The sequence below is a fragment of the Pseudomonas sp. 15C genome (genome assembly GCF_055484735.1).
Genome location: NZ_JBUDGD010000012.1, coordinates 1 through 24,829, shown reverse-complemented (window position 1 = coordinate 24,829; position 24,829 = coordinate 1). Strand labels below are relative to the sequence as shown.

At 59.7% G+C, this 24,829-nt stretch carries 25 protein-coding genes and 1 pseudogene; 15 read left to right on the top strand and 11 right to left on the bottom strand.

Features of this window, described 5'->3' with window-relative positions; all coding sequences use genetic code 11:
- The first annotated feature begins 12 nt into the window (after window positions 1-12).
- From ACYYKW_RS09040 to recX, 9 genes are all read left to right on the top strand, one after another.
- Entirely contained in the window at window positions 13-909 is an 897-nt protein-coding gene (locus ACYYKW_RS09040; RefSeq protein ID WP_093104126.1) for a gp53-like domain-containing protein, read from the top strand.
- Entirely contained in the window at window positions 910-1,356 is a 447-nt protein-coding gene (locus tag ACYYKW_RS09035; protein ID WP_464989947.1) for a tail fiber assembly protein, read from the top strand. It begins immediately after the preceding gene.
- Between the two features lie 17 nt (window positions 1,357-1,373).
- Window positions 1,374-2,576, top strand: coding sequence for a carbohydrate-binding protein CenC (locus ACYYKW_RS09030; protein WP_464989946.1), 1,203 nt, complete (start codon window positions 1,374-1,376; stop codon window positions 2,574-2,576).
- 11 nt (window positions 2,577-2,587) lie between these two features.
- Window positions 2,588-2,806 (top strand): hypothetical protein, encoded by a 219-nt coding sequence (locus tag ACYYKW_RS09025; RefSeq protein ID WP_090282061.1) that lies wholly within the window; start codon window positions 2,588-2,590, stop codon window positions 2,804-2,806.
- A 34-nt stretch (window positions 2,807-2,840) separates the two neighbouring features.
- Window positions 2,841-3,407 carry a glycoside hydrolase family 19 protein gene (locus tag ACYYKW_RS09020; protein WP_464989945.1) on the top strand — a complete coding sequence of 189 codons (567 nt, stop codon included), beginning with the start codon at window positions 2,841-2,843 and terminating at the stop codon, window positions 3,405-3,407.
- Window positions 3,386-3,904 (top strand): lysis system i-spanin subunit Rz, encoded by a 519-nt coding sequence (locus ACYYKW_RS09015; RefSeq protein WP_093104117.1) that lies wholly within the window; start codon window positions 3,386-3,388, stop codon window positions 3,902-3,904. Before ACYYKW_RS09020 ends, ACYYKW_RS09015 begins: the two co-directional genes overlap by 22 nt.
- 68 nt (window positions 3,905-3,972) lie before the next feature.
- Window positions 3,973-4,473 (top strand): CinA family protein, encoded by a 501-nt coding sequence (locus ACYYKW_RS09010; protein ID WP_093104115.1) that lies wholly within the window; start codon window positions 3,973-3,975, stop codon window positions 4,471-4,473.
- Between the two features lie 83 nt (window positions 4,474-4,556).
- Window positions 4,557-5,615 carry a recombinase RecA gene (recA, locus tag ACYYKW_RS09005; protein WP_090282065.1) on the top strand — a complete coding sequence of 353 codons (1,059 nt, stop codon included), beginning with the start codon at window positions 4,557-4,559 and terminating at the stop codon, window positions 5,613-5,615.
- Between the two features lie 8 nt (window positions 5,616-5,623).
- Window positions 5,624-6,094: a recombination regulator RecX gene (gene recX / locus ACYYKW_RS09000; protein ID WP_464989944.1), complete on the top strand. Its 471-nt coding sequence runs from the start codon at window positions 5,624-5,626 to the stop codon at window positions 6,092-6,094.
- A 55-nt stretch (window positions 6,095-6,149) separates the two neighbouring features.
- On the opposite strand, the gene ACYYKW_RS08995 is transcribed toward recX, so the two are convergent.
- Window positions 6,150-7,268, bottom strand: a complete 1,119-nt coding sequence (locus ACYYKW_RS08995) for an LOG family protein (RefSeq protein ID WP_093104109.1) — start codon at window positions 7,266-7,268, stop codon at window positions 6,150-6,152.
- 331 nt (window positions 7,269-7,599) lie between these two features.
- Between ACYYKW_RS08995 and ACYYKW_RS08990 the strand changes: the two are divergent.
- Window positions 7,600-7,790: pseudogene (locus ACYYKW_RS08990) on the top strand (hypothetical protein).
- Here ACYYKW_RS08990 and ACYYKW_RS08985 read toward each other — a convergent pair.
- Window positions 7,791-8,216: a PA3611 family quorum-sensing-regulated virulence factor gene (locus ACYYKW_RS08985; protein ID WP_007908738.1), complete on the bottom strand. Its 426-nt coding sequence runs from the start codon at window positions 8,214-8,216 to the stop codon at window positions 7,791-7,793. It lies immediately after the preceding pseudogene.
- A gap of 189 nt (window positions 8,217-8,405) precedes the next feature.
- Here ACYYKW_RS08985 and ACYYKW_RS08980 point away from each other — a divergent pair, with 189 nt between their 5' ends.
- From ACYYKW_RS08980 to ACYYKW_RS08970, 3 genes are all read left to right on the top strand, one after another.
- Window positions 8,406-9,152 (top strand): tRNA-uridine aminocarboxypropyltransferase, encoded by a 747-nt coding sequence (locus tag ACYYKW_RS08980; RefSeq protein WP_464989943.1) that lies wholly within the window; start codon window positions 8,406-8,408, stop codon window positions 9,150-9,152.
- Window positions 9,153-9,374: 222 nt separating this feature from the next.
- Entirely contained in the window at window positions 9,375-10,025 is a 651-nt protein-coding gene (gene erdR, locus ACYYKW_RS08975) for a response regulator transcription factor ErdR (protein ID WP_090282070.1), read from the top strand.
- 74 nt (window positions 10,026-10,099) lie between these two features.
- Window positions 10,100-10,462 carry a diacylglycerol kinase gene (locus ACYYKW_RS08970; protein WP_090282071.1) on the top strand — a complete coding sequence of 121 codons (363 nt, stop codon included), beginning with the start codon at window positions 10,100-10,102 and terminating at the stop codon, window positions 10,460-10,462.
- On the opposite strand, the gene ACYYKW_RS08965 is transcribed toward ACYYKW_RS08970, so the two are convergent.
- Window positions 10,459-11,385: a LysR family transcriptional regulator gene (locus ACYYKW_RS08965; RefSeq protein ID WP_464989942.1), complete on the bottom strand. Its 927-nt coding sequence runs from the start codon at window positions 11,383-11,385 to the stop codon at window positions 10,459-10,461. The genes ACYYKW_RS08970 and ACYYKW_RS08965 overlap by 4 nt on opposite strands.
- A 133-nt stretch (window positions 11,386-11,518) precedes the next feature.
- Between ACYYKW_RS08965 and fpr the strand changes: the two genes are divergently transcribed.
- A complete protein-coding gene (gene fpr / locus ACYYKW_RS08960; protein WP_464989941.1) occupies window positions 11,519-12,298 on the top strand; it encodes a ferredoxin-NADP reductase in 780 nt (259 codons plus the stop codon).
- Between the two features lie 158 nt (window positions 12,299-12,456).
- On the opposite strand, the gene tsaA is transcribed toward fpr, so the two are convergent.
- The 6 genes from tsaA to rimO all read right to left on the bottom strand — a co-directional run bounded on the left by tsaA (window position 12,457) and on the right by rimO (window position 17,851).
- The gene (tsaA, locus tag ACYYKW_RS08955; RefSeq protein ID WP_464989940.1) at window positions 12,457-13,155 is read right to left on the bottom strand and encodes a tRNA (N6-threonylcarbamoyladenosine(37)-N6)-methyltransferase TrmO; all 699 of its coding nucleotides are present in this window, start codon (window positions 13,153-13,155) and stop codon (window positions 12,457-12,459) included.
- Window positions 13,156-13,338: 183 nt separating this feature from the next.
- Window positions 13,339-14,109: an SDR family oxidoreductase gene (locus tag ACYYKW_RS08950; RefSeq protein ID WP_336355013.1), complete on the bottom strand. Its 771-nt coding sequence runs from the start codon at window positions 14,107-14,109 to the stop codon at window positions 13,339-13,341.
- Window positions 14,110-14,277: 168 nt separating this feature from the next.
- Window positions 14,278-14,745 carry a YehS family protein gene (locus ACYYKW_RS08945; RefSeq protein ID WP_090282075.1) on the bottom strand — a complete coding sequence of 156 codons (468 nt, stop codon included), beginning with the start codon at window positions 14,743-14,745 and terminating at the stop codon, window positions 14,278-14,280.
- 70 nt (window positions 14,746-14,815) lie between these two features.
- A complete protein-coding gene (locus ACYYKW_RS08940; RefSeq protein ID WP_464989939.1) occupies window positions 14,816-15,526 on the bottom strand; it encodes an rRNA pseudouridine synthase in 711 nt (236 codons plus the stop codon).
- A gap of 190 nt (window positions 15,527-15,716) precedes the next feature.
- Window positions 15,717-16,190 carry a GNAT family N-acetyltransferase gene (locus ACYYKW_RS08935; protein ID WP_464989938.1) on the bottom strand — a complete coding sequence of 158 codons (474 nt, stop codon included), beginning with the start codon at window positions 16,188-16,190 and terminating at the stop codon, window positions 15,717-15,719.
- 323 nt (window positions 16,191-16,513) lie between these two features.
- Complete coding sequence (rimO, locus tag ACYYKW_RS08930; protein ID WP_464989937.1) at window positions 16,514-17,851, bottom strand: 30S ribosomal protein S12 methylthiotransferase RimO; 1,338 nt, start codon at window positions 17,849-17,851, stop codon at window positions 16,514-16,516.
- Window positions 17,852-18,200: 349 nt separating this feature from the next.
- Between rimO and ACYYKW_RS08925 the strand changes: the two genes are divergently transcribed.
- Window positions 18,201-20,042, top strand: coding sequence for a potassium transporter Kup (locus tag ACYYKW_RS08925; RefSeq protein ID WP_464989980.1), 1,842 nt, complete (start codon window positions 18,201-18,203; stop codon window positions 20,040-20,042).
- Window positions 20,043-20,557: 515 nt separating this feature from the next.
- On the opposite strand, the gene ACYYKW_RS08920 is transcribed toward ACYYKW_RS08925, so the two are convergent.
- Window positions 20,558-21,853 carry a virulence factor family protein gene (locus ACYYKW_RS08920; protein WP_336355016.1) on the bottom strand — a complete coding sequence of 432 codons (1,296 nt, stop codon included), beginning with the start codon at window positions 21,851-21,853 and terminating at the stop codon, window positions 20,558-20,560.
- Complete coding sequence (mprF, locus tag ACYYKW_RS08915; RefSeq protein WP_464989936.1) at window positions 21,853-24,492, bottom strand: bifunctional lysylphosphatidylglycerol flippase/synthetase MprF; 2,640 nt, start codon at window positions 24,490-24,492, stop codon at window positions 21,853-21,855. Before mprF ends, ACYYKW_RS08920 begins: the two co-directional genes overlap by 1 nt.
- Between the last annotated feature and the right edge of the window lie 337 nt (window positions 24,493-24,829).

The window sequence follows — 24,829 nt, the reverse complement described above, 5'->3', positions numbered from 1 at the left end:
AGGAGATGAGTAATGGATTATCCAAAAAGTGTGCCCAGTGCGGGCCTGATGGACGGCAAGTTTGTCGATGAGGATCCGGTAGCGGGTAAACCGGGATCGTTGATTCCGGCGAGTTGGGGGAACGGCGTCACGCAGGAATTGCTGAAGGTCATCCAGGCTGCCGGTCTTACGCCTACAGAGTCGGCCAATGATCAGCTGTTAGTGGCTTTACGCAGTAACAAGTTATTTGTGACTGCGCCGCAATTTGACAGTGGCAAATCGGTTGCTACGACTGAATTCGTAACCCGAACAGGTTTGCAGTTTTCCGGTTTCGTGTCCTATGGAGTGAGCACCGTTCTGAGTGCTGCCAATATCGGTGGAGTCGCCAGCTTCGCGAATAACTCGCCGATCACAGCGACGTTGCCTTCAACCAACGGAATTGCTCACGCCAGTACCCTTCACGTGATCAATGCGGGCACCGGTATCTTGACGATCAGTCCGGCAGCCAATGAACAGATCGAAACCTGTAACGGCACATTCGGACCGCTGAAGCTGGATCTTGGTGATTCCGCTTATCTGATCAAGCTGAGCAATCAGTGGCGATTGTATGGGGGATCGGTCAGCGACAGGTACGCCACAGCGCATTCCGGTGTCGTAGGCAACGTCGGTTATCAACGCTATCCCAGCGGTAACATCGACCAGTGGGGTGTTGGCACCACGGATGCCAAAGGCGACGTTAATGTCAGCTTTCCTATCTCTTTTCCCAACGCGTTTTCATCGATCGTGGCCATCCACTCGGGGGGCGATGGCGCGATGGTTACCATGTACTCCAACTCTGCGACGAAACAGGGCTGCCGGCTGAAGGTGCGAAGCTACACCGGTGACGTCAGTGCGAACTGGGGTGTTTTTTACCTTGCAAAGGGCTACTGAATGAATCCGTTCAATATTTTGTTCAGCGCCAGTACCCGGGGCGCCTATGTACCGGGTATCAATTCGTCGGACATTCCCGACGACGTTATCGAAATTCCTCAGGGGTACTGGATCTCGTTGCTGCAGCAGATGGCGGTCATCCCGAAAGTGATTGGTGTGCGTGCCGATACCGGCTATCCGGTTCTGGTCGATCCACCGCCGCCTTCACCGGATGAAGCTGCTGACATCGAGCGCTTGTGGCGTACAGCGCAACTCGCCACCACCGACGGCCTGGTCGCACGCGACCGCGATGAACTGGAGGACGGCGGCGGCACGACATTGACCACTGAGCAATACGCCGAACTGCAAACGTATCGACGGGCGTTGCGCGAGTGGCCGCAAGGTTCATTCTTCCCATTCAGTGAGCATCGGCCGGTGGCACCGCGCTGGCTGGCTGCCGCGCTTTAAATCATCAGGGACGTGATATGGATTATCCGAAAAGCATTCCGGGCTCAGGTCTGGAAAACGGCAGGTTTGTCGACGAAGACCCGATAGCAGGAAAGCCGGGGTCGCTGATTCCGGCGAGTTGGGGCAACAGTGTTACCCAGGAAATTCTCAATGCAATTACAGCCGCTGGCCTGACGCCTGACGAAGAACAGACCGATCAATTGGCCCACGCCATTCGACAGCTTTCCAGGCCTGACCCGTTGCAACAATTCCCGGTGCAGGTCTATCGCAGGAATTTGTTGATCAACGGTGATTTCCGGATCTGGCAGCGTGGCACAACCAACCAGGGGCCCAATACCGGCGGCTATGTGGCGGACCGATTTCGCTGCGACTGGAACGGTAATGCGGGCGTGAGCATCACTCGTCAGAACTTTGCTCTCGGGCAAGGCGAGGTCTCCGATGAGCCGGCCTGCTTCCTGCGCTGGCAGCAAACTGCTGCGGGCGCGGGCGCGACCGTTCACAAAATCTCCCAGAATATCGAGTCGGTCAGAACGCTCGCGGGTAAAACCGCGACGTTGACGTTTTGGGCCCGATCCGATGCCGCGCGATCATTACAAGTAACCATTGCGCAACAATTCGGCGCGGGCGGATCGGCCCCCGTTGGCAAGCTGGTCGATGCGTTTCAATTGAGCACGGCATGGACTCGCTACACCGCAACGTTCCAGGTTCCTGCCATTGCCGGGAAGATGCAAGGCAGCGGCGACTGCCTGATATTGGCGTTCGACTTGCCTCTCAACGTTCTGCAAACGGTGGACCTGGCACAGGTTCAATTGGAGGAGGGACCGGTATCCACTCCCTTTGAGCATCGGTCCATCGCGCAAGAGCTGGCGTTGTGTCAGCGCTACTACGAAAAGTCTTTCGCGTCCGGGCTGCCGGTCAAAGCCAACAATGGCACCAATACCTGTATCTCGACCTTCACCCAGGTCCCGGCAGGAAACACCGGCCAATACGGGATGACGATCGGCTTTCTGGTGCAGAAAAGAGTTCAGCCGACTGTTACCGCCTATTGCCCGGCAGACAGCAGTAATCAGGTATGGAATCAAACAATCAGCAAGGCTTGCACCGGTACGCTTCTTCAGGGCGTAACCGATCGTAGTGTTTCTTTTGCTACTGTCACGCCGGTCGGCAGCGCACCGGGGCAGACCTTGCAACTTGAATGGACAGCGGACGCTGAAATCTAGGAGCGACATTCATGGCTTATCAACTCAGCGCCTGCGGCGTGCTGCGCCTGGCTGACTGTGCATTTATCCCCGAGGAACCCGGCAATCGCGACTGGCTGGAATTTCAACAATGGCAGCTATCGGGGGGGCAGGTGCTGCCGGTGGATGGAGTACCCGCAGAAACTGGCGCGACCGGAACCCTGAAAACTCTGGCAAATAAATGGTTGGCACGCAGCAACCGCCAGCCATGATTCAATCGGGGCAATCCAGGGAGGATCAAGCATTATGCAAATAACCGAAAACAACCTTATCGACATCATGCCCAACGCCCGCTCCCAAGCGGGCGTTTTTGTTTCTGCACTGAACAACGCCATGGCGCGTCGTCGCATCGACTCGCCCAAGCGCATTGCCGCGTTTCTTGCGCAGATCGGCCACGAGTCGGGACAGTTGCGTTACGTGCGCGAACTGGGCAACAACCAGTACCTGAGCAAATACGACACGGGTACGTTGGCATTGCGTCTGGGCAACACGCCGGAGGCTGACGGTGACGGGCAGAAGTATCGCGGCCGCGGCCTGATCCAGATCACCGGCCGCAGCAACTATCGCCAGTGCAGCCTTGGATTGTTCGGCGATGAACGCCTGTTGTCCCTGCCCGAACTGCTAGAGCAGCCACAGTGGGCGGCCGAGTCTGCGGCATGGTTTTGGGAACAGAAGGGCCTTAATGAGCTGGCCGATCGTGATCAGTTCAACATCATCACCCGACGCATAAACGGCGGGTTGAACGGTTTGCAGGATCGACTGGAAATCTGGGCGCGGGCGAGGGCGGTGCTATGCCAATCCCTTGGCGAGTGATTGGCATTGTATGGCTGGCCGCCGGTGCTTTTGCGGCGGCCTGGCAGTTTCAGGACTGGCGTTACGGGCGGCAACTGGCGGAGCAGTCACGGTTAAACGCTGAAGCCGTCAATCAACAGAATCTCGCCGCCGCCACCGCGCAACAGGCTGAACAGGATAAACGCCTGGCACTGGAGCAGCGGCTCGCGAGCAGTGAACAAACCCATTTTCGAGCGCTGAGCGATGCCCAACGTGATCAGGATCGCCTGCGCGATCGTCTTGCTACTGCTGATGTGCGCCTGTCAGTCCTTCTCGACGCCGGCGACGTTGCCCCAGGCTGCAACGTGCCAGCCACCGCCGGCCCCGGCCGCGTGGATCATGCAGCCGTACGCGCCCGACTTGACCCGGCGCATGCTCAACGAATTGTCGCCATCACCGACACCGGCGACCGCGGATTGATTGCCTTGCAGGCCTGTCAGGCCTATGTCAGAGCGCTGGCGCCTGCACATTTTGAATGATTCTGTGTAGTGAAGATGCAACCGGCTCGTGTACGGTGGTACGCATTCCACACGATCCGGAGTGCGCCGTGAAAGAGATCACCCAACTGGCCGCCGAACTTGGCCGTCGTCTGCAAGTGCTCAATGCTCATGTAACTACTGCCGAGTCCTGTACCGGTGGCGGTATCGCCGAAGCAATTACCCGGGTTCCAGGGAGTTCGGCGTGGTTCGAGGCCGGTTACGTGACCTACTCCAACCGGCAGAAGACCCAGCAGCTGAATGTGCCGGCCGAGCTGTTCGAGACGGTGGGCGCGGTCAGTCGCGAGGTGGTCGAGGCGATGGCGCGTGGTGCACAGGATAAAAGCCTGGCGCGTTTTGCCGTGGCGGTCAGCGGCGTGGCCGGGCCGGACGGCGGCTCGCCGAACAAACCGGTCGGCACGGTGTGGCTGGCATGGGGAGTGGGCGATGCGATTTCCAGCGAGGTTCAGCACTTCCCCGGCAACCGCGACGAGGTCCGCCGACAAACGGTGAAGGCTGCGCTAGAGGGGCTGTTGCGACTAGCGGCACGAGAAATCGAAAATCAGGGGTAGGCGATCTTCGAACGCTGTGGAATAATACTGGCTACTTATACAGGTGTTGGCCGTCAGGCCTTATTGATTACGTGAGGACTTTAATGGACGACAACAAGAAGAAAGCCTTGGCTGCGGCCCTGGGTCAGATCGAACGTCAATTCGGCAAGGGTGCCGTAATGCGTATGGGCGATCAGGACCGTCAGGCGATCCCGGCCATCTCCACTGGCTCTCTGGGTCTGGACATTGCACTCGGCATCGGCGGCCTGCCAAAAGGTCGTATCGTTGAAATCTACGGCCCTGAATCTTCCGGTAAAACCACGCTGACGCTGTCGGTGATCGCCCAGGCGCAAAAAGCCGGTGCGACCTGCGCATTCGTCGACGCCGAACACGCCCTCGATCCAGAGTACGCCGGCAAGCTGGGCGTCAACGTTGATGACCTGCTGGTTTCCCAGCCGGACACCGGCGAACAGGCACTGGAAATCACCGACATGCTGGTGCGCTCCAACGCCGTTGACGTGATCATCGTCGACTCCGTGGCTGCGCTGGTGCCGAAGGCTGAAATCGAAGGCGAAATGGGTGACATGCATGTGGGCCTGCAAGCCCGTCTGATGTCCCAGGCGCTGCGTAAGATCACCGGTAACATCAAGAACGCCAACTGCCTGGTGATCTTCATCAACCAGATCCGCATGAAGATCGGCGTGATGTTCGGTAGCCCGGAAACCACCACCGGTGGTAACGCGCTGAAGTTCTACGCCTCGGTTCGTCTCGACATCCGCCGTACTGGCGCGGTGAAGGAAGGCGACGAAGTGGTCGGCAGCGAAACCCGCGTCAAGGTTGTGAAGAACAAGGTCGCTTCGCCGTTCCGTCAGGCTGAATTCCAGATTCTTTACGGCAAGGGCATCTACCTCAACGGCGAGATGATCGACCTGGGCGTACTGCACGGCTTCGTTGAAAAATCCGGCGCCTGGTATGCCTACGAAGGCACCAAGATCGGTCAGGGCAAGGCCAACTCGGCCAAGTTCCTGGCGGACAACCCGGAAATCGCCGCGAAGCTCGAGAAGCAACTGCGTGACAAGCTGCTGTCGCCAGCAGTGATTGCCGACTCCAAGGCTTCCGCTGTCAAGGAAACCGAAGACGATCTGGCTGACGCTGATATCTGATAGCAGCGATGACCACCGTCGTACTCGATACACTCGTCGCAGTGCGACGAACCGCCATGGACCTGCTCGCACGGCGCGAGCATGGTCGAGTCGAGCTGACGCGCAAGTTGCGCCAGCGCGGCGCTGAAGCGGAAATGATCGAAACAGCCCTTGACCGACTGACGGAAGAGGGTCTGCTTTCTGAAGCCCGTTACCTCGAAAGCTTTGTTTCCTATCGCGCCCGTTCCGGCTATGGCCCTTTGCGGATTCGTGAGGAGCTTAGCCAGCGCGGTCTGCAGCGTGCCGATATCGAACTGGCCCTGCGCGAAAGCGGTATCAACTGGCAGGAGCAACTTCAGGAAACCTGGCGGCGCAAGTTCTCCGGACATTTACCGATTGATGTGAAAGAACGGGCCAAACAAGGCCGGTTCCTGGCCTATCGGGGATTTTCGATGGAGATGATCAACCGCTTGTTCAGCGGTCGAGGGATGGACGATTAGAATGATTCAATAAAAAACGGCCCGCTATGAAAATAGCGGGCCGTTTTTTTTGCCTTCAAATTGCCTTTGAGGGCTCCCGGCTGCGCTGAGCGGTTTGTGGTTGAGAATGAGCCCAGTTTTCCGGCAGGTTTATATAGTCAATCAATTCCCTCAGACGGCCATGGGTGCGAGCGTTGAAGGCGAACGCCAGCCGCGCCAAATGGCTGAATTGAGCGTCATCATGTTCCTCGCCGGCATAGGCGTGTTGATGAAACCGGTCGCTCAGGCACAGGTCGGCAAAGGCGTCCTGCATGTGTTCCAGTGCCTGATCGCTGAGTTTGTGATTCATGCGGATCACAAACTGGCGCTTGAGCCAGCGGCTGGAGTGGAAGTTGCTGTAGAACTGATTGATCTGCTCCACCGCCTCGTCAACGCTGAAGACCAACCGCATCAACTTCATGTCGGTTGGCAGGATGTATCGGTTGGCCTCCAGTTGCTGGCAAATGAAATCCATTGCGCCCTGCCAGAATGTGCCGCCCGGTGTATCGAGCAATACCACTGGGACCAAGGGGCTCTTGCCTGTCTGGATCAGCGTCAGCACTTCCAGTGCTTCATCCAGTGTGCCAAAACCGCCCGGACATAAAACCAGCGCGTCAGCTTCCTTGACGAAGAACAGTTTACGAGTGAAGAAAAAGTGGAACGGCAGCAGATTGCCGGTGCCGTCCACGGTCGGGTTGGCGTGTTGTTCGAAGGGCAAGGTAATGTTGAAACCGAGGCTGTGGTCACGACCGGCCCCTTCGTGGGCCGCGGCCATGATGCCGCCACCGGCGCCGGTGATCACCATCATGTCGGAGCGCGCCAGTGCGGCGCCGAGCTCACGCGCCATTGCGTACAAAGGATGTTCAAGCGGCGTGCGGGCCGAGCCGAATACCGTGACCTTGCGTCGCCCCTTGAATTGTTCGAGCACGCGGAAAGCCTGTTCCAGTTCGCGCAGAGCCTGCAGAGTGATCTTGGCGTTCCAGCGGTTGTGGTCGTCCTGGGCCATGCGCAGCACGGTGAGGATCATGTCGCGGTAGATCGGAATGTTCGGGCTGTTGGGGGAAACACGGTTGAGTTGTTCTTCGACCTTGCTGATGAGGTCGGGGCCGCTTTCCTGAAAATGACGACTCAAGAGGTCATTCGGTTGGTAAGGCATTCAATGTCTCCTTTGTGCACAGAGCGGGTGGCCCTGACGAGCGGCGTCAGTGCCGCGCTGCAAAAACACACCTCTGGGCAGTTCCTTGGCTGCCGTCAACAGATGATCGGGAATACTCTGAATCTAGACTGTCGCGCGGCATTACGCTGCGACTTCTTTTGTAAGCAACCGAGAATGGCTCAGTGCGAAGCGCTACCGCTCGTCCGAGCGCTTACCGAGCAATCAGCCCTCTGATTAACTGATTTACAGGCGTTATGCGACAACTTCGCGGCGATCAGTACGCAAGTGACAGGCTATTGAAGGATTTGCAGGTGACAAGGAGGCGGGACAGATGGCCAGAGTAGTACTGGAAATCGATACGCAGCTGTATCGAATGTTATTGGCAGCGGCCGAGACCAGTCAGACCAGTCTCGAAGAGGAGTGTTGCCGTGGTCTGGCGGCGAGTGCCGTTCTCAATATCTGCAGGCCTTGCTTGCCGAATTGCGCGCCGAGGATGAACAGCGGCGCGCCAATTCGCGGTGATTACTTCTTCTTTGCCGGAGCGGCTTTAGGGCAGTCGGATTCCTGATAGCTCGCCGAGCCGATCGCCTTGTTGGTTTTCACTTCAGTGAAGTCGTAACGCATGATCGCGCCCTTGGCCATCAGCTTGCGGTACGACGGGTTGTTGCACACCGACGCGCCCAACTGAAAGTACACAGCTTTAGGATCAGCGCGCATTTTATCGGCGTGGCTCTTTTGCACGCTCAGGTGATTGATCAACTGAGTGCCTTCAACGGTGTAGCCCTGATCGAGAATGTCTTCATTGATTGCCCGAGGCGTGCCGACGCTGCTCTGGGCGGCGACATTGCGCAGCTCTCTGTTCAGATTCTGCTCACTCAGGGACGCTGCCTGAGCGGTGAAGGACGACGCCAGCAGAATGGCAGCGGTGGGAACGATAAGGCGCAGCATGAAACTCTCCTGGTTCAGTGACTGGTGGTTCGACCCGTCACGTGACTGTGCGTTCAGTGGCGGCGAATTATAGGGGAGCCGGTCGGGAGGGTACAGGCTTGTGCCTCTCGCTCTGGTAAACTGCCGGCCTTTATTGCCCTGCCGAGTGTTGTTCGTGTCGAGTTTCCCTGCCTGCCGACGTCGCCTGCGATGAACCATGCCCCCAACGCCGTAGCCCGTCTGCGCGATCAGCGTGAAGATGAAGGCATCAAGCCGATTCAGGCCCGGGGCTTTCGCTCCGAGCGTTGTCGCGACTGCCGGGTAATCATCAGCCATTGCCTGTGCGCCTGGCGGCCGACTGTCGAAACCCGTTCGGGCGTGTGCCTGATCATGACCGGTAAAGAGGTGTTCAAACCCAGCAACACCGGTTGGCTGATTGCAGATGTGGTGCGCGACAACCATGCGTTCATCTGGTCGCGCACCGAGCCAGACCCGCAGTTGCTGGCATTGCTCAACGATCCGCAATGGCAGCCGTATCTGGTGTTCCCGGGCGAGTATGTCGAGCCGTCGCGAGTGACCAACACCGTCGCCGCCGATAGCCGCAAGCGCCCGCTGTTCATTCTGCTGGATGCGACCTGGACCGAAGCGCGGAAGATTTTTCGCAAGAGTCCGTATTTCGATCGGCTGCCGATCTTGAGCCTGTTGCCCGACAAACTCTCGCGCTACCGCTTGCGCCGCTCGACCCGCAGTGAGCATCTGTGCACCGCAGAAGTGGCGGCGCTGTGCCTGGAACTGGCCGGTGACGCGGATGCCGCTTCGGCGCTGGACGCGTATTTCGACGTGTTCAGCCAGCATTACCTCGGCGCAAAACAGCAACTGGACAAGAACGAGTCAACGCCGGCTCATGCCGAGTTGCAGCGCTATATACCAAAGCCGCAGGCGGAGTTGGCGCAATAGTGGCCCATACTGTACGAGCCAGCGGCCGCGCTGCTTGACCACCCTGTCTTCGCTGGGCATGCTTGGCGCCGTTCTGGGTGCGGCCAAGGTTTGAAACGCCGTGTTTGCTGTTGATTGGCGTTGAACGTGCCCCTGTGGATATCGCTTGCGAGCGGCATCTCGAGTTGCTTTGGTCTGGTCGGAATGCCCCGGCCGGCCATCAAAAACAGGATCATTTGAAAAATGGCCACATACGACATCCTGATTGCCGATGATCACCCGCTGTTTCGCAGCGCCCTGCATCAAGCGGTGACGCTGGGCCTCGGCCCGGACGTGCGGCTGGTGGAAGTCGCAAGCATCGCCGAGCTGGAAACCCGCCTGACCGAAAAAGCCGACTGGGATCTGGTCCTGCTGGACCTGAACATGCCCGGCGCCTACGGTTTTTCCGGATTGGTCTTGCTGCGCGGGCAATACCCGCAGATTCCGGTAGTGATGGTCTCGGCCCAGGAAGAGGCTTCGGTGATGGTCAAATCCCGCGAGTTCGGCGCCAGCGGCTTTATCCCCAAGTCCAGCGATCTGAGCGTGATTCAGCAAGCCGTGCGCAAGGTCCTCGACGGCGATGTGTTCTGGCCGCCGCAAGCGTTCGAAGCGGTGAGCGTGTCCGACGAAGCCAAAGCCGCCAGCGATGGCCTCGCCAGCCTGACACCGCAGCAGTTTCGCGTATTGACCATGGTCTGCGAAGGCCTGCTGAACAAGCAGATTGCCTATGAGCTGAGTGTGTCGGAAGCGACCATCAAGGCCCACGTCACGGCGATCTTTCGCAAATTGAATGTGCGCACCCGCACGCAAGCGGCGTTACTGCTGCAACAACTTGAGTCAATTCCGAGCCAGTGATCGCTGGCGGTTTCACGCTTTTTTGACTTTCGTTGATCTAGCTTCCCCACTCCTTTTTGGTTGGTCTCTTCCATATGTCACCTTTCAAGGGCCAGACCGGCCTGAAACGTATTCTCAACGCCTCCGGTTATTCGCTCGACGGCCTGCGCGCGGCGTTTACCGGCGAAGCGGCGTTTCGCCAATTGGTGTTGCTCAATGTTGTCCTGGTCCCGTTGACCTTCTTTCTCAATGTCAGCCGTGTCGAACAAGCTGTATTGATTGCCGTGTGTCTGCTGGCGCTGATCGTCGAGCTGTTGAATTCGGCGGTGGAAGCGGCCATTGACCGCATCTCGCTGGAACTGCACCCGCTGTCGAAAAACGCCAAGGACATGGGCAGTGCCGCGCAGTTCGTGGCCTTGAGCATGATCGCGCTGGTGTGGGCGGTGATTCTGCTTTAAGCGATGGTCGGCAAAACGATCTCGTCGCTGCGCTGCACCCCGGCGGTAAACGCGCGGCACAGTTCGAGAAACTCGCGCATGGCCGAGGTCTGGTATTTCTGCTTGTGCCAGATGAAGTAAAACTGCCGGGCCAGATCCAGGTCCGGCGTTTCCACCGGCACCAGGCTGCCGCGACGAAACGCATCACGCAGCGCCAGCCGCGAAATGCAGCCAATCCCCAATCCCGATTCCACCGCGCGTTTGATCGCTTCGGTGTGCTCCAGCTCAAGACGGATATTCAGCGCGCTGCGGTGGTGGCGCATGGCTTGATCGAAGGTCAAGCGTGTGCCGGAGCCCTGTTCACGGAGAATCCACGCCTCGTGGGTCAGATCTTCCATGCTCGCGCTGCCACGTTGAGCCAGCGGATGCTGCGGCGCGCAGAACACCACCAGCTCATCCTCGACCCAGCTCTGTACTTCGATGTCCGGGTGACTGCAATCGCCTTCGATCAGACCCAGATCAATTTCATAGTGCGCAACTTGTTGCACGATATTGGCAGTGTTCTGCACATGCAGCTTCACCTGGCTTTCCGGGTGGCGCTGCATGAAGCTGCCGATCAGCAGGGTGGCCAGGTAGTTGCCAATGGTCAGCGTCGCCCCCACTGATAAAGAGCCGAAACCGGATTTACCGTTGAGCAGATCCTCGATTTCCTTGGCCTGGTCGAGCAGGGCCACCGCTTGCGGCAACAGCTGTTTGCCGAGAGCGTTGAGGCTCAGGCGTTTGCCGGCACGATCGAACAGCTGGCAGCTGGACTGGCGCTCCAGTTCGGTGATCGACGTGCTGGCCGCCGACTGCGAGAGATTGAGCAGACCCGCAGCACGGGATACGCTTTCCTGCTGGGCGACGGCGACGAAGACTTGCAGTTGACGGAGAGTAAATCGCATATCGATATAACCGATAACCCTTATCTTAATAATCCAGTTAACAGATATTGTCGTCGCTATTAGAATGCGATGCAATTGCGCGCTATGGCCTTGGTGGGCCTGCGCAGACCCAATCTCCAGGAGTCAAACGTACATGAGCAACATCAACCACGAGCGTGTCCTCAGTGTTCATCACTGGAACGACACTCTGTTCAGCTTCAAGTGCACCCGCGATCCGGGGCTGCGCTTCGAGAACGGTCAGTTCGTGATGATCGGCCTGCAGCAGCCCAACGGCCGCCCGCTTATGCGCGCTTACTCGATCGCCAGCCCGAACTGGGAAGAGCATCTGGAGTTCTTCAGCATCAAGGTGCAGGACGGTCCGCTGACCTCTCAATTGCAGCATCTGAAGGAAGGCGACGAGATCATCATCTCGAAAAAGCCTACCGGCACCCTGGTTCTTGATGACCTGAATCCGGGCAAGCACTTGTACCTGCTCAGCACCGGCACCGGCCTGGCGCCGTTCATGAGCGTGATTCAGGACCCGGAAACCTACGAGCGCTTTGAAAAAGTGATCCTGGTTCACGGCGTGCGTTACGTGAACGAAGTCGCCTACCGCGAATTCATCACCGAGCACCTGCCGCAGAACGAGTTCTTCGGCGAAGCGCTGCGTGACAAGCTGATCTACTACCCGACCGTGACCCGCGAGCCGTTCGAGAATCAGGGCCGTCTGACTGACTTGATGCGCAGCGGCAAGCTGTTCAGCGACATCGGCCTGCCACCGATCAACCCGCAGGACGACCGCGCAATGATCTGCGGCAGCCCGAGCATGCTCGACGAGACCAGCGAAGTGCTCGACAGCTTCGGCCTGAAGATCTCGGCGCGGATGCGTGAGCCGGGTGATTACCTGATCGAACGCGCGTTCGTCGAGAAGTAAATACATCCCTGTAGGAGTGAGCCTGCTCGCGATAGGGCCCTGTCAGTCGACATCTGACGTGACTGGTCCACCGCAATCGCGAGCAGGCGAAGGCCTACAGAAAAGCAAAAAGCCCGCGTTGCCTGAGAAGGCAGCGCGGGCTTTTTCGTTTTCGGGTTTTACGCTGAGGCGGGAATGACTTCGAGCACGCAAATCCGCTCAGGCGTTGGATAATGCCAGCGTACATCCAGATCCCAGAACTGCGCACCGTACTCTCGGTCCGGCGCAGGGGTCTGATAGGCCGGGCGCGGATCCTGCGCCAGGCATTGCTCGATCAGCTCAACCAACGGCTCGCCGAGGCGCTGCGCATGGGTATGCGCCTGTTGTAGCGCTGAATCTGTCCACCGCACTTCGATCAACTGCGGCGCAGCGCTGGCGATGCTGTTGGCGGCGCCGGGAATGATATCGGCGTAAGGCACATAGGGTTTGATGTCGAGCACTGGCGTGCCGTCGAGCAGATCGATGCCGGAAATGAACAGCCGATCGGCTTCGACCCGGTCGAGTTTCACTACCGATTGGCCGATGCCGTTTGGCCGGTGTGTGGCGCGGGTGGCAAACACGCCCATCGACTTGTTGCCGCCCAGCCTTGGCGGACGGACTTTCAGCCGCGGTTTGTCTTCCAGCGCTTGGTGAAAGAGGAACAGCAACCAGACGTGGCTGACCTGTTCCAGCCCCTGCACCGCGTCACCCTGATCGAACGGCGCGACCAGTTCCAGCACGCCACGGGCGGCGGGGGCCAGCTGTGGCTGGCGGGGGATGGCGAATTTCTCCTTGAAGCAGGAGCGCACGAAGCCGATGGGGGAGACGCTGTAAGTCATGGTTTGAAATCGAAGCGGGGCAGGGCGGGCATGATAACCCGGCTCGCTTCAAGTCTGGTGGTGTCCGGGCGGACGCCATCGCTGGCAAGCCAGCTCCCACAAGGTTCGCGGGAGGTCGCATCATCTGGGTACTCCACAAAACCTGTGGGAGCTGGCTTGCCAGCGATAGATACACCGCCGATGTCAGAGGCTGAACCCACCATCCAGCGGAATGATATTCCCGGTCATGTAAGCACCGGCGGTACTCGCCAGGCTGATCGCCAACGCCGCCATCTCTTCCTCTCGTCCCCAGCGCTTCATCGGAATCAGGGCGGTGTCCTCGGCCAGCGCCTGCTCATCATTGCCGATATGCTGGGTCATCTTGCTCGGAAACCGCCCCGGCGCGATCACGTTGACGTTGATGTGCTGGCTGACCAGTTCCCGCGCCAGAATTCGCGATAACTGGTGCAGCGCCGCTTTGCTCGGCCCGTAGGCATACGCCTGCTCACCAAACGAAGAAATCCCCGCCACCGAACCGATATTGATGATTCGCGCCGGATTCGCCGCCGAGCCGGCCTTGCGCAGCAAAGGCAGGAACTGCTGGATGCAACTGAACACCGACGTCACGTTGAGTTGCATGACCTTCTCCCAGCCCTTGACCGGGTAACTCTCCAGCGGCGCGCCCCAGGTGGTGCCGGCATTGTTCACCAGAATATCCAGATGGGTGATCTGTTCGCCCAGGCGCGCAGCCAGTTCCTGCACACCTTCTTCGGTCGCCAGATTCGCCGCCACGCCATGGCAGATGCCCAAGGCGGCAAGTTCTTCAGCGGTTTGATGACAGGCTTCAGCGTCGCGGGAGCAGACGTAGACACGGGCGCCAGCCTCGACAAAGGCTTTGGCGATCATCTTGCCGATACCACGGGTGCCGCCGGTGACCAGAGCGGTGCGGCCTTGCAAGGAAAAGTAGGGGTGCATGGCAAATCCTGAAGATTGGGGTTGAGTACACCCTAGTCGTCAGCCGCGCAAAGCGGAGCCACTATTTTCGGAGGGAATATGGGGCCATGCGGCCAGCTTCGAGTGGCAAGCTGCAAGCTACAAGTTAACGCGGTGTGGCTACTTGTAGCTTGTAGCTTGAGGCTGCTTTTAAGCTCTCACGCGCAGCGTGAGCCCTTTGAGGAAGTTGCGCAGCAACTGGTCGCCACACGGGCGGTAGTTGGTGTGGCCGACCTTGCGGAACAGCGCGCTCAGCTCAGGCTTGGATACCGGAAATTCGGCGGCCTTGAGGATCGCATGCATGTCGTCTTCTTTCAGCTCGAAGGCCACGCGCAGCTTTTTCAGGATGATGTTGTTGGTCACCGGCACTTCGATTGGCTGCGGCGGACGGCTTTCGTCCTTGCCGCGCTTGAAGATCACCAGGCCGTCGAGGAAGTGCGCGATGACTTCGTCCGGGCAGCGCACGAAACCTTCTTCGTCTTCTTCTTTCTTGTCGAGCCAGGTCACTACGTCGGCGAGGGTCACGTCCAGGCCGCCGAGTTTGATGATCTCGACGACTTTCTTGTCGCTGATGTCGAGCATGTAGCGCACGCTGCGCAGTACGTCGTTGTGAACCATGTCGGTATTCCTGATGCGTTGTGGGCAGCGCTCACGGGCGCTACCGAAATGTGTGGCGGCGGAGGAAGCGTCAGAACTTCTCTTTGCCGGACAGGTAGCGCCATTGGCCGACCGGGACCTTGCCGATCGATACGCCGCCGATGCGGATGCGACGGATGCCGACGACCTTCAGGCCGACCGCTTCGCAGAACTGCGCGATGATCCCCGGTTGCGGGTTTTTCATGGCGAAGCGCAGGCGATTTTCGTTCTGCCAGCTGGCCTTGACCGGCGGCAGTTCCTTGCCCTTGTGGGTCAGGCCGTGCTGCAAACGGTTCAGGCCGTGGGCGACCATCTCACCTTCGACTTCGACCACGTATTCCTGCTCGATCTTCGCCGCGTCGGCGGTGAGCTTGCGCAGGATTTTCCAGTCCTGGGTGAACACCAGCAGGCCGCTGGCCCTGGGCTGCAGATCGGCGCTGGCGGTCAGGCGCAGGAAGTGCCCGCGAAGCGGACGTTTGCTGTAGCGATGCTCTTCGCTGAGGGTCTCGGCGCTGAGCGATTGCATGGCGGTGTCGACGTCCATGCCCGCCGGTGCGTTGAGCAGAATGGTCACGGGCTCCGGCGCGGTGGCCTTGGCGTCCTTGTCGAGCTCGACCTTCTGGTCGCCGACCTTGAATTGCGGCTCATCGATGACTTCGCCGTCCACGGTGACCCAGCCGCCCTCGATGAACAGCTCGGCCTCCCGGCGGGAGCAACCGACCAGTTCGATGAGGCGTTTGGAGAGGCGAATCGGGTCAGTCATGACAGGGCCGTAACAAAAAAGGGGTGAGCATTGTACCTGTGTGGCGCCGGTTAAGCCCGGTTCCATTTGCACGGTGTCCGTATTCCCTGTGGGAGCTGGCTTGCCAGCGATGGCATCACTTCGGTGGATCTGTCAGACCGAGGCGTCTGCATCGCTGGCAAGCCAGCTCCCACAGGGGTTCCTTGGTGTGTCAGGCGTGGCTTGAGCGTTGCTGGTTTTGCCGTAGGCGCATGTGCAATAGCGGATACGGCTGGCCCATGCCATCGACCTCCGAGCGGCCGATCACCTCGAAACCCTGCTTCTCATAGAACCGCAGGGCCTGCGGATTCTGTTCGTTGACGTCGAGTTCATCGGCGTTCAAATGCTGCATGGCGTAATTCAGCAGTTTCTTGCCCAGGCCCTGACCGCGATAATCCGGATCGATGAACAGCATCTCGATCTTGCCCGCCGCCACCCCGGCAAAACCGGTAATGCGCTGCTGAGCGTCTTTTGTGCAGACCAGCATGACCGCATCGAGATAACGGGTGAGCACCAGATTGCGCAGCAGCTCGATGTAGCTGTCCGGCAGAAAATCATGGGTCGCACGGACCGAGGCCTCCCAGACCCGGGTCAGTTCCTGATAATCGCTGAGTTTCGGCGTGTGGATGACCGAATGGTGACGCATGTGCGTGAGCCTCTTGTACGTTTCAAGGGAGTCCGTCCCCCGCTAAACGATAGCCGCAAAAAAGCCCCGCATCTCATAAAAAGAGCGGGGCTTTTTGTATTTGTTGCGGTGTCTGGCTGGATGCTTTTGTCGCCAGCAAGATCTCTCCCCCTCACCCCAACCCTCTCCCCCAGAGGGGGCGAGGGGGAAGCGAGCTGATCTGCATGCTTTTCAAAATCTGCGTTCGACTCGATATCTGAAGTCGACTTCATTCTGAAGAGCACCTCGATCAGTCCCCTCTCCCTCTGGGAGAGGGTTAGGGTGAGGGGCTTTTGACGTTCAGATCAGATCTGCTCAGCCCACAGATCATATTCGTCAGCATCCGTCACCTTGCACCAGACCTTGTCGCCCGGCTTCAGGTTGCTGCCATTGTCGATAAACACGTTACCGTCAATCTCCGGCGCATCGAAGAAGCAGCGGCCAACCGCGCCTTGCTCGTCGACTTCGTCCACCAGCACTTCGATTTCACGACCGATGCGCATTTGCAGGCGTGCCGAGCTGATCGCTTGCTGGTGCGCCATGAAACGCTCCCAACGGTCCTGCTTGACGTCATCCGGCACCACTTCCAGGTCCAGATCGTTGGCCGGAGCACCGTCCACCGGCGAGTACTGGAAGCAGCCGACGCGGTCGAGCTGCGCTTCGGTCAGCCAGTTCAACAGGTACTGGAAGTCTTCTTCGGTTTCGCCCGGGAAGCCGACGATGAAGGTCGAACGGATGATCAGGTCCGGGCAGATCTCGCGCCAGTTCTTGATCCGCGCCAGGGTCTTGTCTTCGAACGCCGGGCGTTTCATCGACTTGAGCACTTTCGGGCTGGCGTGCTGGAACGGGATGTCCAGGTACGGCAGGATCTTGCTGGCGGCCATCAGCGGGATCAGCTCATCGACGTGCGGGTACGGGTAAACGTAGTGCAAGCGGACCCAGACGCCCAGCGTGCTCAAGGCTTCGCACAGCTCGGTCATGCGGGTTTTCACCGGCGCGCCGTTCCAGAAACCGGTGCGGTATTTCACATCGACGCCGTAGGCGCTGGTGTCCTGCGAGATCACCAGCAGCTCTTTGACGCCGGACTTGACCAGGCGCTGGGCTTCGTCGAGCACGTCACCAACCGGGCGGCTGACCAGTTTGCCGCGCATCGACGGGATGATGCAGAACGAGCAGCTGTGGTTACAGCCTTCGGAAATCTTCAGGTACGCGTAGTGACGCGGGGTCAGCTTGATGCCTTGCGGCGGCACCAGATCGATCAGCGGGTTGTGATCCTGACGCGGCGGCACCACTTCGTGCACGGCGTTGACCACTTGCTCGTACTGCTGCGGACCGGTCACGGCGAGCACGCTGGGATGCACGTTGCGAATGTTGCCTTCTTCCACGCCCATGCAGCCGGTGACGATCACCTTGCCGTTTTCCTTGATCGCTTCACCGATCACTTCCAGCGACTCCGCCTTGGCCGAGTCGATGAAACCGCAGGTGTTGACCACCACCACGTCGGCGTCCTGGTAAGTGGACACCACGTCATAGCCTTCCATGCGCAGCTGGGTCAGGATGCGCTCGGAGTCGACCAGTGCTTTCGGGCAACCCAGAGATACAAAGCCAACCTTTGGATTGGCCGGCGCAGGAGTGGTGGACATGTCTAACCTCGGTGTTTTGTGACGTCGCTTGCTTGATGCGCAAACCGACGGATGGGCGCTTAGGGCGCGCCTCTGATCAAAAAGTGCGCAATTCTAGCGGCGGGCAACGCACTTGACCAGCTTTATGCAGGGAAATACGACGAGTGCTGCGCTATGCTTCGCGCCGTTGAGCTTTACCGATTTCTTGCAGTCAACAAAACGTCTGTAACAACAGGTAAAACAGCGCATGCTGCACCACAAAGCATAGTGCTTCATTCGAAGAAGCCGGTATTGAGATCAGGAGTGTTGGATGGGTCAGGCAAGTAGTCATGCGGCAGGCGCCGAGGGTTCGGCCTCCAGGCCGCTGAGCATGCTGGTCGCGGCGGTCGGGGTAGTTTACGGCGACATCGGCACGAGCCCGTTGTACACCCTCAAGGAAGTGTTTTCCGGCGGTTATGGCGTACCGGTCAATCACGACGGCGTGCTCGGCATTTTGTCGTTGATCTTCTGGTCGCTGATCTGGGTCGTGTCGATCAAGTACATGATGTTCGTGCTGCGCGCCGACAACCAGGGCGAAGGCGGGATCATGGCGCTCACAGCGCTGGCACGCCGAGCGGCGGGGCATCGGCGCAAGTTGCGCTCATTGCTGGTGGTCTGCGGCCTGATCGGCGCGGCGCTGTTTTACGGCGACAGCATGATCACCCCGGCGATCTCGGTACTGTCGGCAATTGAAGGTCTGGGGCTGGCTTTCGATGGCATCGATCACTGGGTCGTGCCGCTGTCGTTGGTCGTGCTGGTTGCCTTGTTCCTGATCCAGCGCCACGGTACCGCGCGGATCGGCATTTTGTTCGGGCCGATCATGGTCACTTGGTTTCTGGTCCTTGGCGCTCTCGGTGTGTATGGCATCAGCCACACACCGGAAGTGTTGCATGCGCTGAACCCGGCGTGGGCGGTGCGGTTCTTCATGGTGCACACCGGCATGGGCGTGGCGATTCTCGGCGCGGTGGTGCTGGCGCTGACCGGTGCTGAAGCGCTGTACGCCGACATGGGCCACTTCGGCCGCAAGCCGATCGCCCGCGCCTGGTTTCTGCTGGTGCTGCCGGCGCTGGTGCTGAACTATTTCGGGCAGGGCGCCTTGCTGCTCGACAACCCTGACGCAGCGCGCAACCCGTTCTATCTGCTGGCGCCGAGCTGGGCGCTGATTCCGCTGGTCGGCCTGTCGACCCTGGCCACGGTGATCGCCTCGCAAGCGGTGATTTCCGGCGCGTTCTCCCTTACCCGCCAAGCGATTCAGCTCGGCTACATCCCGCGCATGTACATCCAGCACACCTCCAGCGACGAGCAGGGCCAGATCTACATCGGCGCGGTGAACTGGGCGCTGATGGTCGGCGTGGTCCTGCTGGTGATCGGTTTTGAATCCTCCGGCGCACTGGCCTCGGCCTACGGCGTGGCAGTGACCGGCACCATGCTGATGACCACCATCCTCGTCTCTGCCGTCATGCTGCTGCTGTGGAAGTGGCCGCCGATTCTCGCGGTCCCGGTACTGCTGGGCTTCCTGCTGGTCGATGGCCTGTACTTCGCCGCCAACGTGCCGAAGATCATTCAGGGCGGTGCCTTCCCGGTGATCGCCGGTATCGCTTTGTTCGTGCTGATGACCACCTGGAAGCGCGGCAAGCAACTGTTGGTCGATCGCCTCGACGAAGGCGCGCTGCCGCTGCCGATCTTCATCAGCAGCATCCGCGTGCAAACGCCGCATCGCGTGCAGGGCACCGCCGTTTTCCTCACCGCCCGCTCCGACGCCGTGCCGCATGCGCTGTTGCATAACCTGCTGCATAACCAGGTGCTGCACGAACAGGTGGTGTTGCTGACCGTGGTCTACGAAGACATCCCGCGCGTGCCGCCATCGCGACGCTTCGAAGTTGAGGCCCACGGCGAAGGCTTCTTCCGGGTCATCCTGCACTTCGGCTTCACCGACGAACCGGACGTGCCGCAGGCGTTGAAGCTGTGTCATCTGGATGAACTGGATTTCAGCCCGATGCGCACCACCTACTTCCTCAGCCGGGAAACGGTGATCGCCTCGAAACTCGAAGGCATGGCGCGTTGGCGCGAGGCGTTGTTCGCATTCATGTTGAAGAATGCCAATGGTAATTTGCGCTTCTTTAATTTGCCGTTGAACCGGGTGATTGAGTTGGGGACGCAGGTCGAGATGTAAGCCTGGCCTCAACTGAAAAGCCCCCGTCGGCCTTGTGCTGGTGGGGGCTTTTTTGTGTCTGTTGCCCAACTCTCAAAACCACTGCAAATCCCCTGTGGGCAGCTAGCCTGCTAGCGATGGCTGAGTGTCAGTCAGCACATCTTTACCAGATCCACCGCCATCGCTAGCAGGCTAGCTCCCACAGGGTTAAGCGGTGCGTTCATACAGAGTTTGGGGTTGACGATTCGATAATGCCGATCAAGCAGGTGTCCACGTTTTATGGAATGTGGACACTCGGTTTTTCTTGCTTTGTGCAGAGTCAAGAAATTTGCGGTCTCTGCACAAACTCTGAATTCACCGCCATCCCATGTAGGAGTGAGCCTGCTCGCGATAGCGGAGTGTCAGCCACCTATTTGCTAACTGACACTCCGCTATCGCGAGCAGGCTCACTCCTACAGGGGAATGTGTTCATCGTCCGAGATGTAAAAAGCCCCTGCAACCGTGAAGTTGCAGGGGCTTTTTGTGGGGGGCTCAGATCACTCTTCCGCCACCGAGTCCTTGCTCTGGCGCTTCTGGATCAAGTCCACCAAGCGCTTGGCCAGCGCCGGGTAGTTCTCGTCGAAGTGATGCCCGCCAGGCAATTTCACCGGCTCACCCACTGCAGTCTTGTCCGTGCAGCCACTCTCATCGGTTTCCTCTTCACCGTAGATGCACACCACCTTGGCCGCAGGCAGCTTCGCCATTTCCGGCCCGGTGGCGGCTTCTTTGCCGGCGTTACCGAGCCAGCCTTCAACTTCGATTTCGAAGCTGCCGGTGCGGGCGAAGGCGAGCAGGATGATGGCGTCGACGCGTTGCTGTTCGTTCTCAGGCAGGCGGTTGTAGATCGCCGGCAGGACGTCAGCGCCGAACGAGTAACCGGTGAGGATGAAGCGTTTGGTGCCCCATTTCTGCCGGTAGTGCTGCATCAGTTCGGTGAGATCCAGCGCGCTTTGCTCCGGGCTCTTGTGCTGCCAGTAGTAGCGCAGGGTGTCGATGCCGACCACCGGGTAGCCGATCTTGGCCATTTCGCCGGCCACATCACGGTCGAGGTCGCGCCAGCCGCCGTCGCCGGAGAGGAACAGGGTCACGGTGTCGTTAGCCTGACCGGCCGGGACTTCCACTACCGGGATCGCCAGACCGCCGTTGGCCTTGTCGCCGCCGACGAGGATCTTGCGCAGTTCGTTGTTCAGCACTTGCGGCAGGTTGATGTCGTAGTCGCTGATGCTGGTTTCGGCGTTCGGTTGATCGCGCACGAAACCTGCGCTGGCGTCGTCCGGGTTGTCATTCCATGCCACCAGCCAGTGGCCGTGAGCGGCGGTCTTCGGCAGCAGGTGGGTGCAACCGGGTTTTTCCAGCGCGAGGTCGACAGAGATGGCTTGAGCCTTGTCGTTTTTCTGCTCGGCCAACCAGCGCCACGCCAATACGGCGCCCGGGCCGATACCGCTGACCAGCGTGGCCGGGCCGTTCAGTTCACGCAGGCCCGATTGCAGCGCGCGGCTTTGCAGCAGGCAGTCCTTGGGCAGAATCACCTGAACGATCTGCGCCGAGGCGCTGCGGCTCAGGGTGGTCAGTTGTTTCTCGGAGAGCTTCTGCTCGTCGGTGACGGCCACCAGCACCTGGGCTTTCGGCTTGCTGCCCGGGATGACGCGCGTCATGGTCGTGCCGTCGGCCGGTTTGAGTTGTTCGACGGTCGGTTCCGGTGCCGGGCGTTTGAGGTACCAGAAGCCGCCGCCGGCAATCACGGCCAGCACGATCAGTGCAGCCAGGATGTACTTCAGGGAGCGTTGAATCATCAGCGTTTCACCAATCCAGTCAAGCCGCCCGCGATCAGGGCAGCAGTATCGGCCAGCGCCACCAACGGATCGAGTCCGGCGGGCACGGCCATATAACGGGGTTCCCAGTCAGGCTGGAACTTGTCTTTGAAGCGGCGCAAGCCTTGGAAGTTGTACAACTGCTCACCACGGCGGAAGACCATCGAGCCCAGCCGCTGAGTCAGTGGTGCACCGCGGCGGGGTTGCAACCCCGACAACGGCACCATGCCCAGGCTGAAGCGCGCGTATCCGTGACTCTTATAATGTTGAATCAGGCCGACCATCATGAATTCCATGGTCAGCTTCGGCGCGTCCGGGTGCGCGCGCATCAGGTCGAGGCTTGCCAGATCGTGGCTGAAAGTCTCGAGCAGGTTGGCGAACGCGACCGGGCGGCCTTCGAAGCGAATGACCGCAATGCGGAAATGCTTGAGGTAATCGTCGCTGAAGCGGCCGAGGGAAAAGCCTTTCTCGCGCACGTTCTTGCCGGTCAGCCACGCATCGGAAATCACCTTCAGCTCGTCCATCGGCGCCTGACCCGGCTCATGGATTTCCAGCGACAGACCATCGCGGGTGCCACGGTTCCAGGTGTAGCGCAGATCCTTCATCTCCTTGCCTTTGGCTTCGAGATCAAAGCGCTGCAGATCGACCCGGGCCTCTTCGCCCAGTTTGATCGCCGTCAGACCGATGTCCATGTAGTACGGCAGGTTCTCCGCGCGTACCTGGTAGAACACGGGGCGGGTGTGATGGATGTCGCACAGATCACGGAACTGCCAGATCATTTCCGCGCGTTGCTGGCTCGGCCCGATCGGGTCGTACAGGGCCACCAGACTGCGGCCACGGCGGGCGTACATCAGGAACGCCTCGTCGTTGGGGTGAAACAGCAGCGCCTTGTCACCGGTCAGCGCGAGGCCGCCGTCGGGCTGCGACGACGCCATGAGGATTTTTACCGCGCGATCGAGTTCGTCCGGTGTCGGCAGATGAATCACCGGGCGTGCGGTACGCAGCAGCCAGGTCAGGGCAATCACCAGCAACAGCACGGCAGCGCCGAGCAGCGAACGCAGGCCGCGCGGGGCGTCAGCATCAAGGGTGAACTGCCACCAGAGCTGATGGCTATACGGCACGTCCTGATAGGCGAACAACAGCAGCCAGGTCGACGCACCAAGGACGCACAGGCTGGCGACCAGATACAGCGGCGAGAACGGCAACTCGGTCAGGCGACTCGGGCGATAGAACGAGCGACGGAAGACGCCGAGCAGTGCCGCCGTCAGGGTCATCAGCGTGGCTTCTTCCCAGTCGAAGCCCTTGAGCAGCGAGAGCAGGGCGCCGACCAGCAACAGGATGGTGGTCAGCATCCACGCCGCCGACAGACGCCGGCGCAAGCCTTGCGCGAGCAGCAGGCACAACACGCCGATCAGGCTGGCGCCGAAGTGCGAGGCGTCGACCAGACGATGGGGGATCAGAAAGCCGATGTGCTCCAGACGCGTATCGATTTCAGGGGTGGCGCCGGAAAACAGCAACACCACACCCGAAAGAAACACCAGCACCGCCAGAATCGGCGCGGCCAGACCGGACGCGGCACGCATGGTCTGGGTCTGGAACAGGCGCTGACCTTCGTTGATCAGCAGCAGCACACAGGCGACCAGCAGTGGCAGTACCACATAGATCAGGCGATACAGCAGCAGCGCCGCGGCCAGTGGCGCCGCGCCGAGTTTGTCGGCGAACGCGGCGAGCAAAATCGCTTCGAACACGCCAACGCCGCCCGGCACATGGCTGAGCACACCGGCGGCCAGCGCCAACAGGTACACCAGCAGGAACGGCGCGAAGGGCGGCGCTTCCGGCAGCAACAGATAGAGAACGGTGGCGGCAGCTGCGACGTCGAGTGCAGTGATCACCAATTGCAGAAAGGTCAGGCGCCGACCGGGCAAACGCAGGGTGCGGCGCCCGGCCTTGACCAACAGATTGTCGGGGTAGGGTTGTTCCGGCAGACGACGGCGATAGATGCCGATCGCCAATACGGCACTGAGGATCAGCACAGCGGCGGCGACGCACCCCAGTAACACCTCGGACAGTCCAAGTGCTTGCGATGCGGCGGGCAGGTTGCTCAACGTGGCCAGCGCTGCCAGCGGCGGCAAGGCGCAGCCCAGCGACAGGCTGGCGAACAAGGTCATGTGCGCGACTTCCGACGCACCGACGCCCAGCCGCGCATATAAACGATAGCGGACCGAGCCACCCGACAGCAGCGACAGGCCAATCGCATTACCGATCGCAAACGCAGTGAAGCCGCCGAGGGCGAGCATGCGCGGTGGCAATGTCACGCCAGCGTAGCGGCTGGCCGACCATTCATAGCCGAGCAGAATGATGAAGCCGACCACGGTCGCCCCGATGGCACCGAGCAGCGCCGGTTTCGGCACGTCGAGAATCGAGTCGTGCAGCGCGTCGAGATCAAGCTCGGCGAGCAGATGGCGACAGGCAATCAGCGCAATGGCAAACAGCAGCAACGTCACGGCCAGACCGATCGGCTGGCGGTATTTGCTTAACCGATCCAGCCAGCGTAAACGCTCGGGTTTGATCGGTTGTTCTGCTGTAACGGTGTCTTGTGGATCAGACGAGTTGGCGCGCATCAATCACCTCTTGGATTGTGCGCGACAGGATGGAGGTATCCAGCCAAGTTACCAATCCCTGTAGAAAAAAATAATCACAAAATATTACGCCTCTCACCGGGTGTCGGCGAGGGCAGTCTTGGATTGCAGGCGTCTTGTCCGCGACCTGAAGCATAGTCGCAACTTGGTGGGCCTGAGATCCTGGACGGTTCACTGCACGATGACAGATCATTGTTGCGAAAGGACTTTTTCCACAGATACAAAAAAGGCCACTCTTTCGAGTAGCCTTTTTTGATGTTTGGTTGCGGGAGCCGGATTTGAACCGACGACCTTCGGGTTATGAGCCCGACGAGCTACC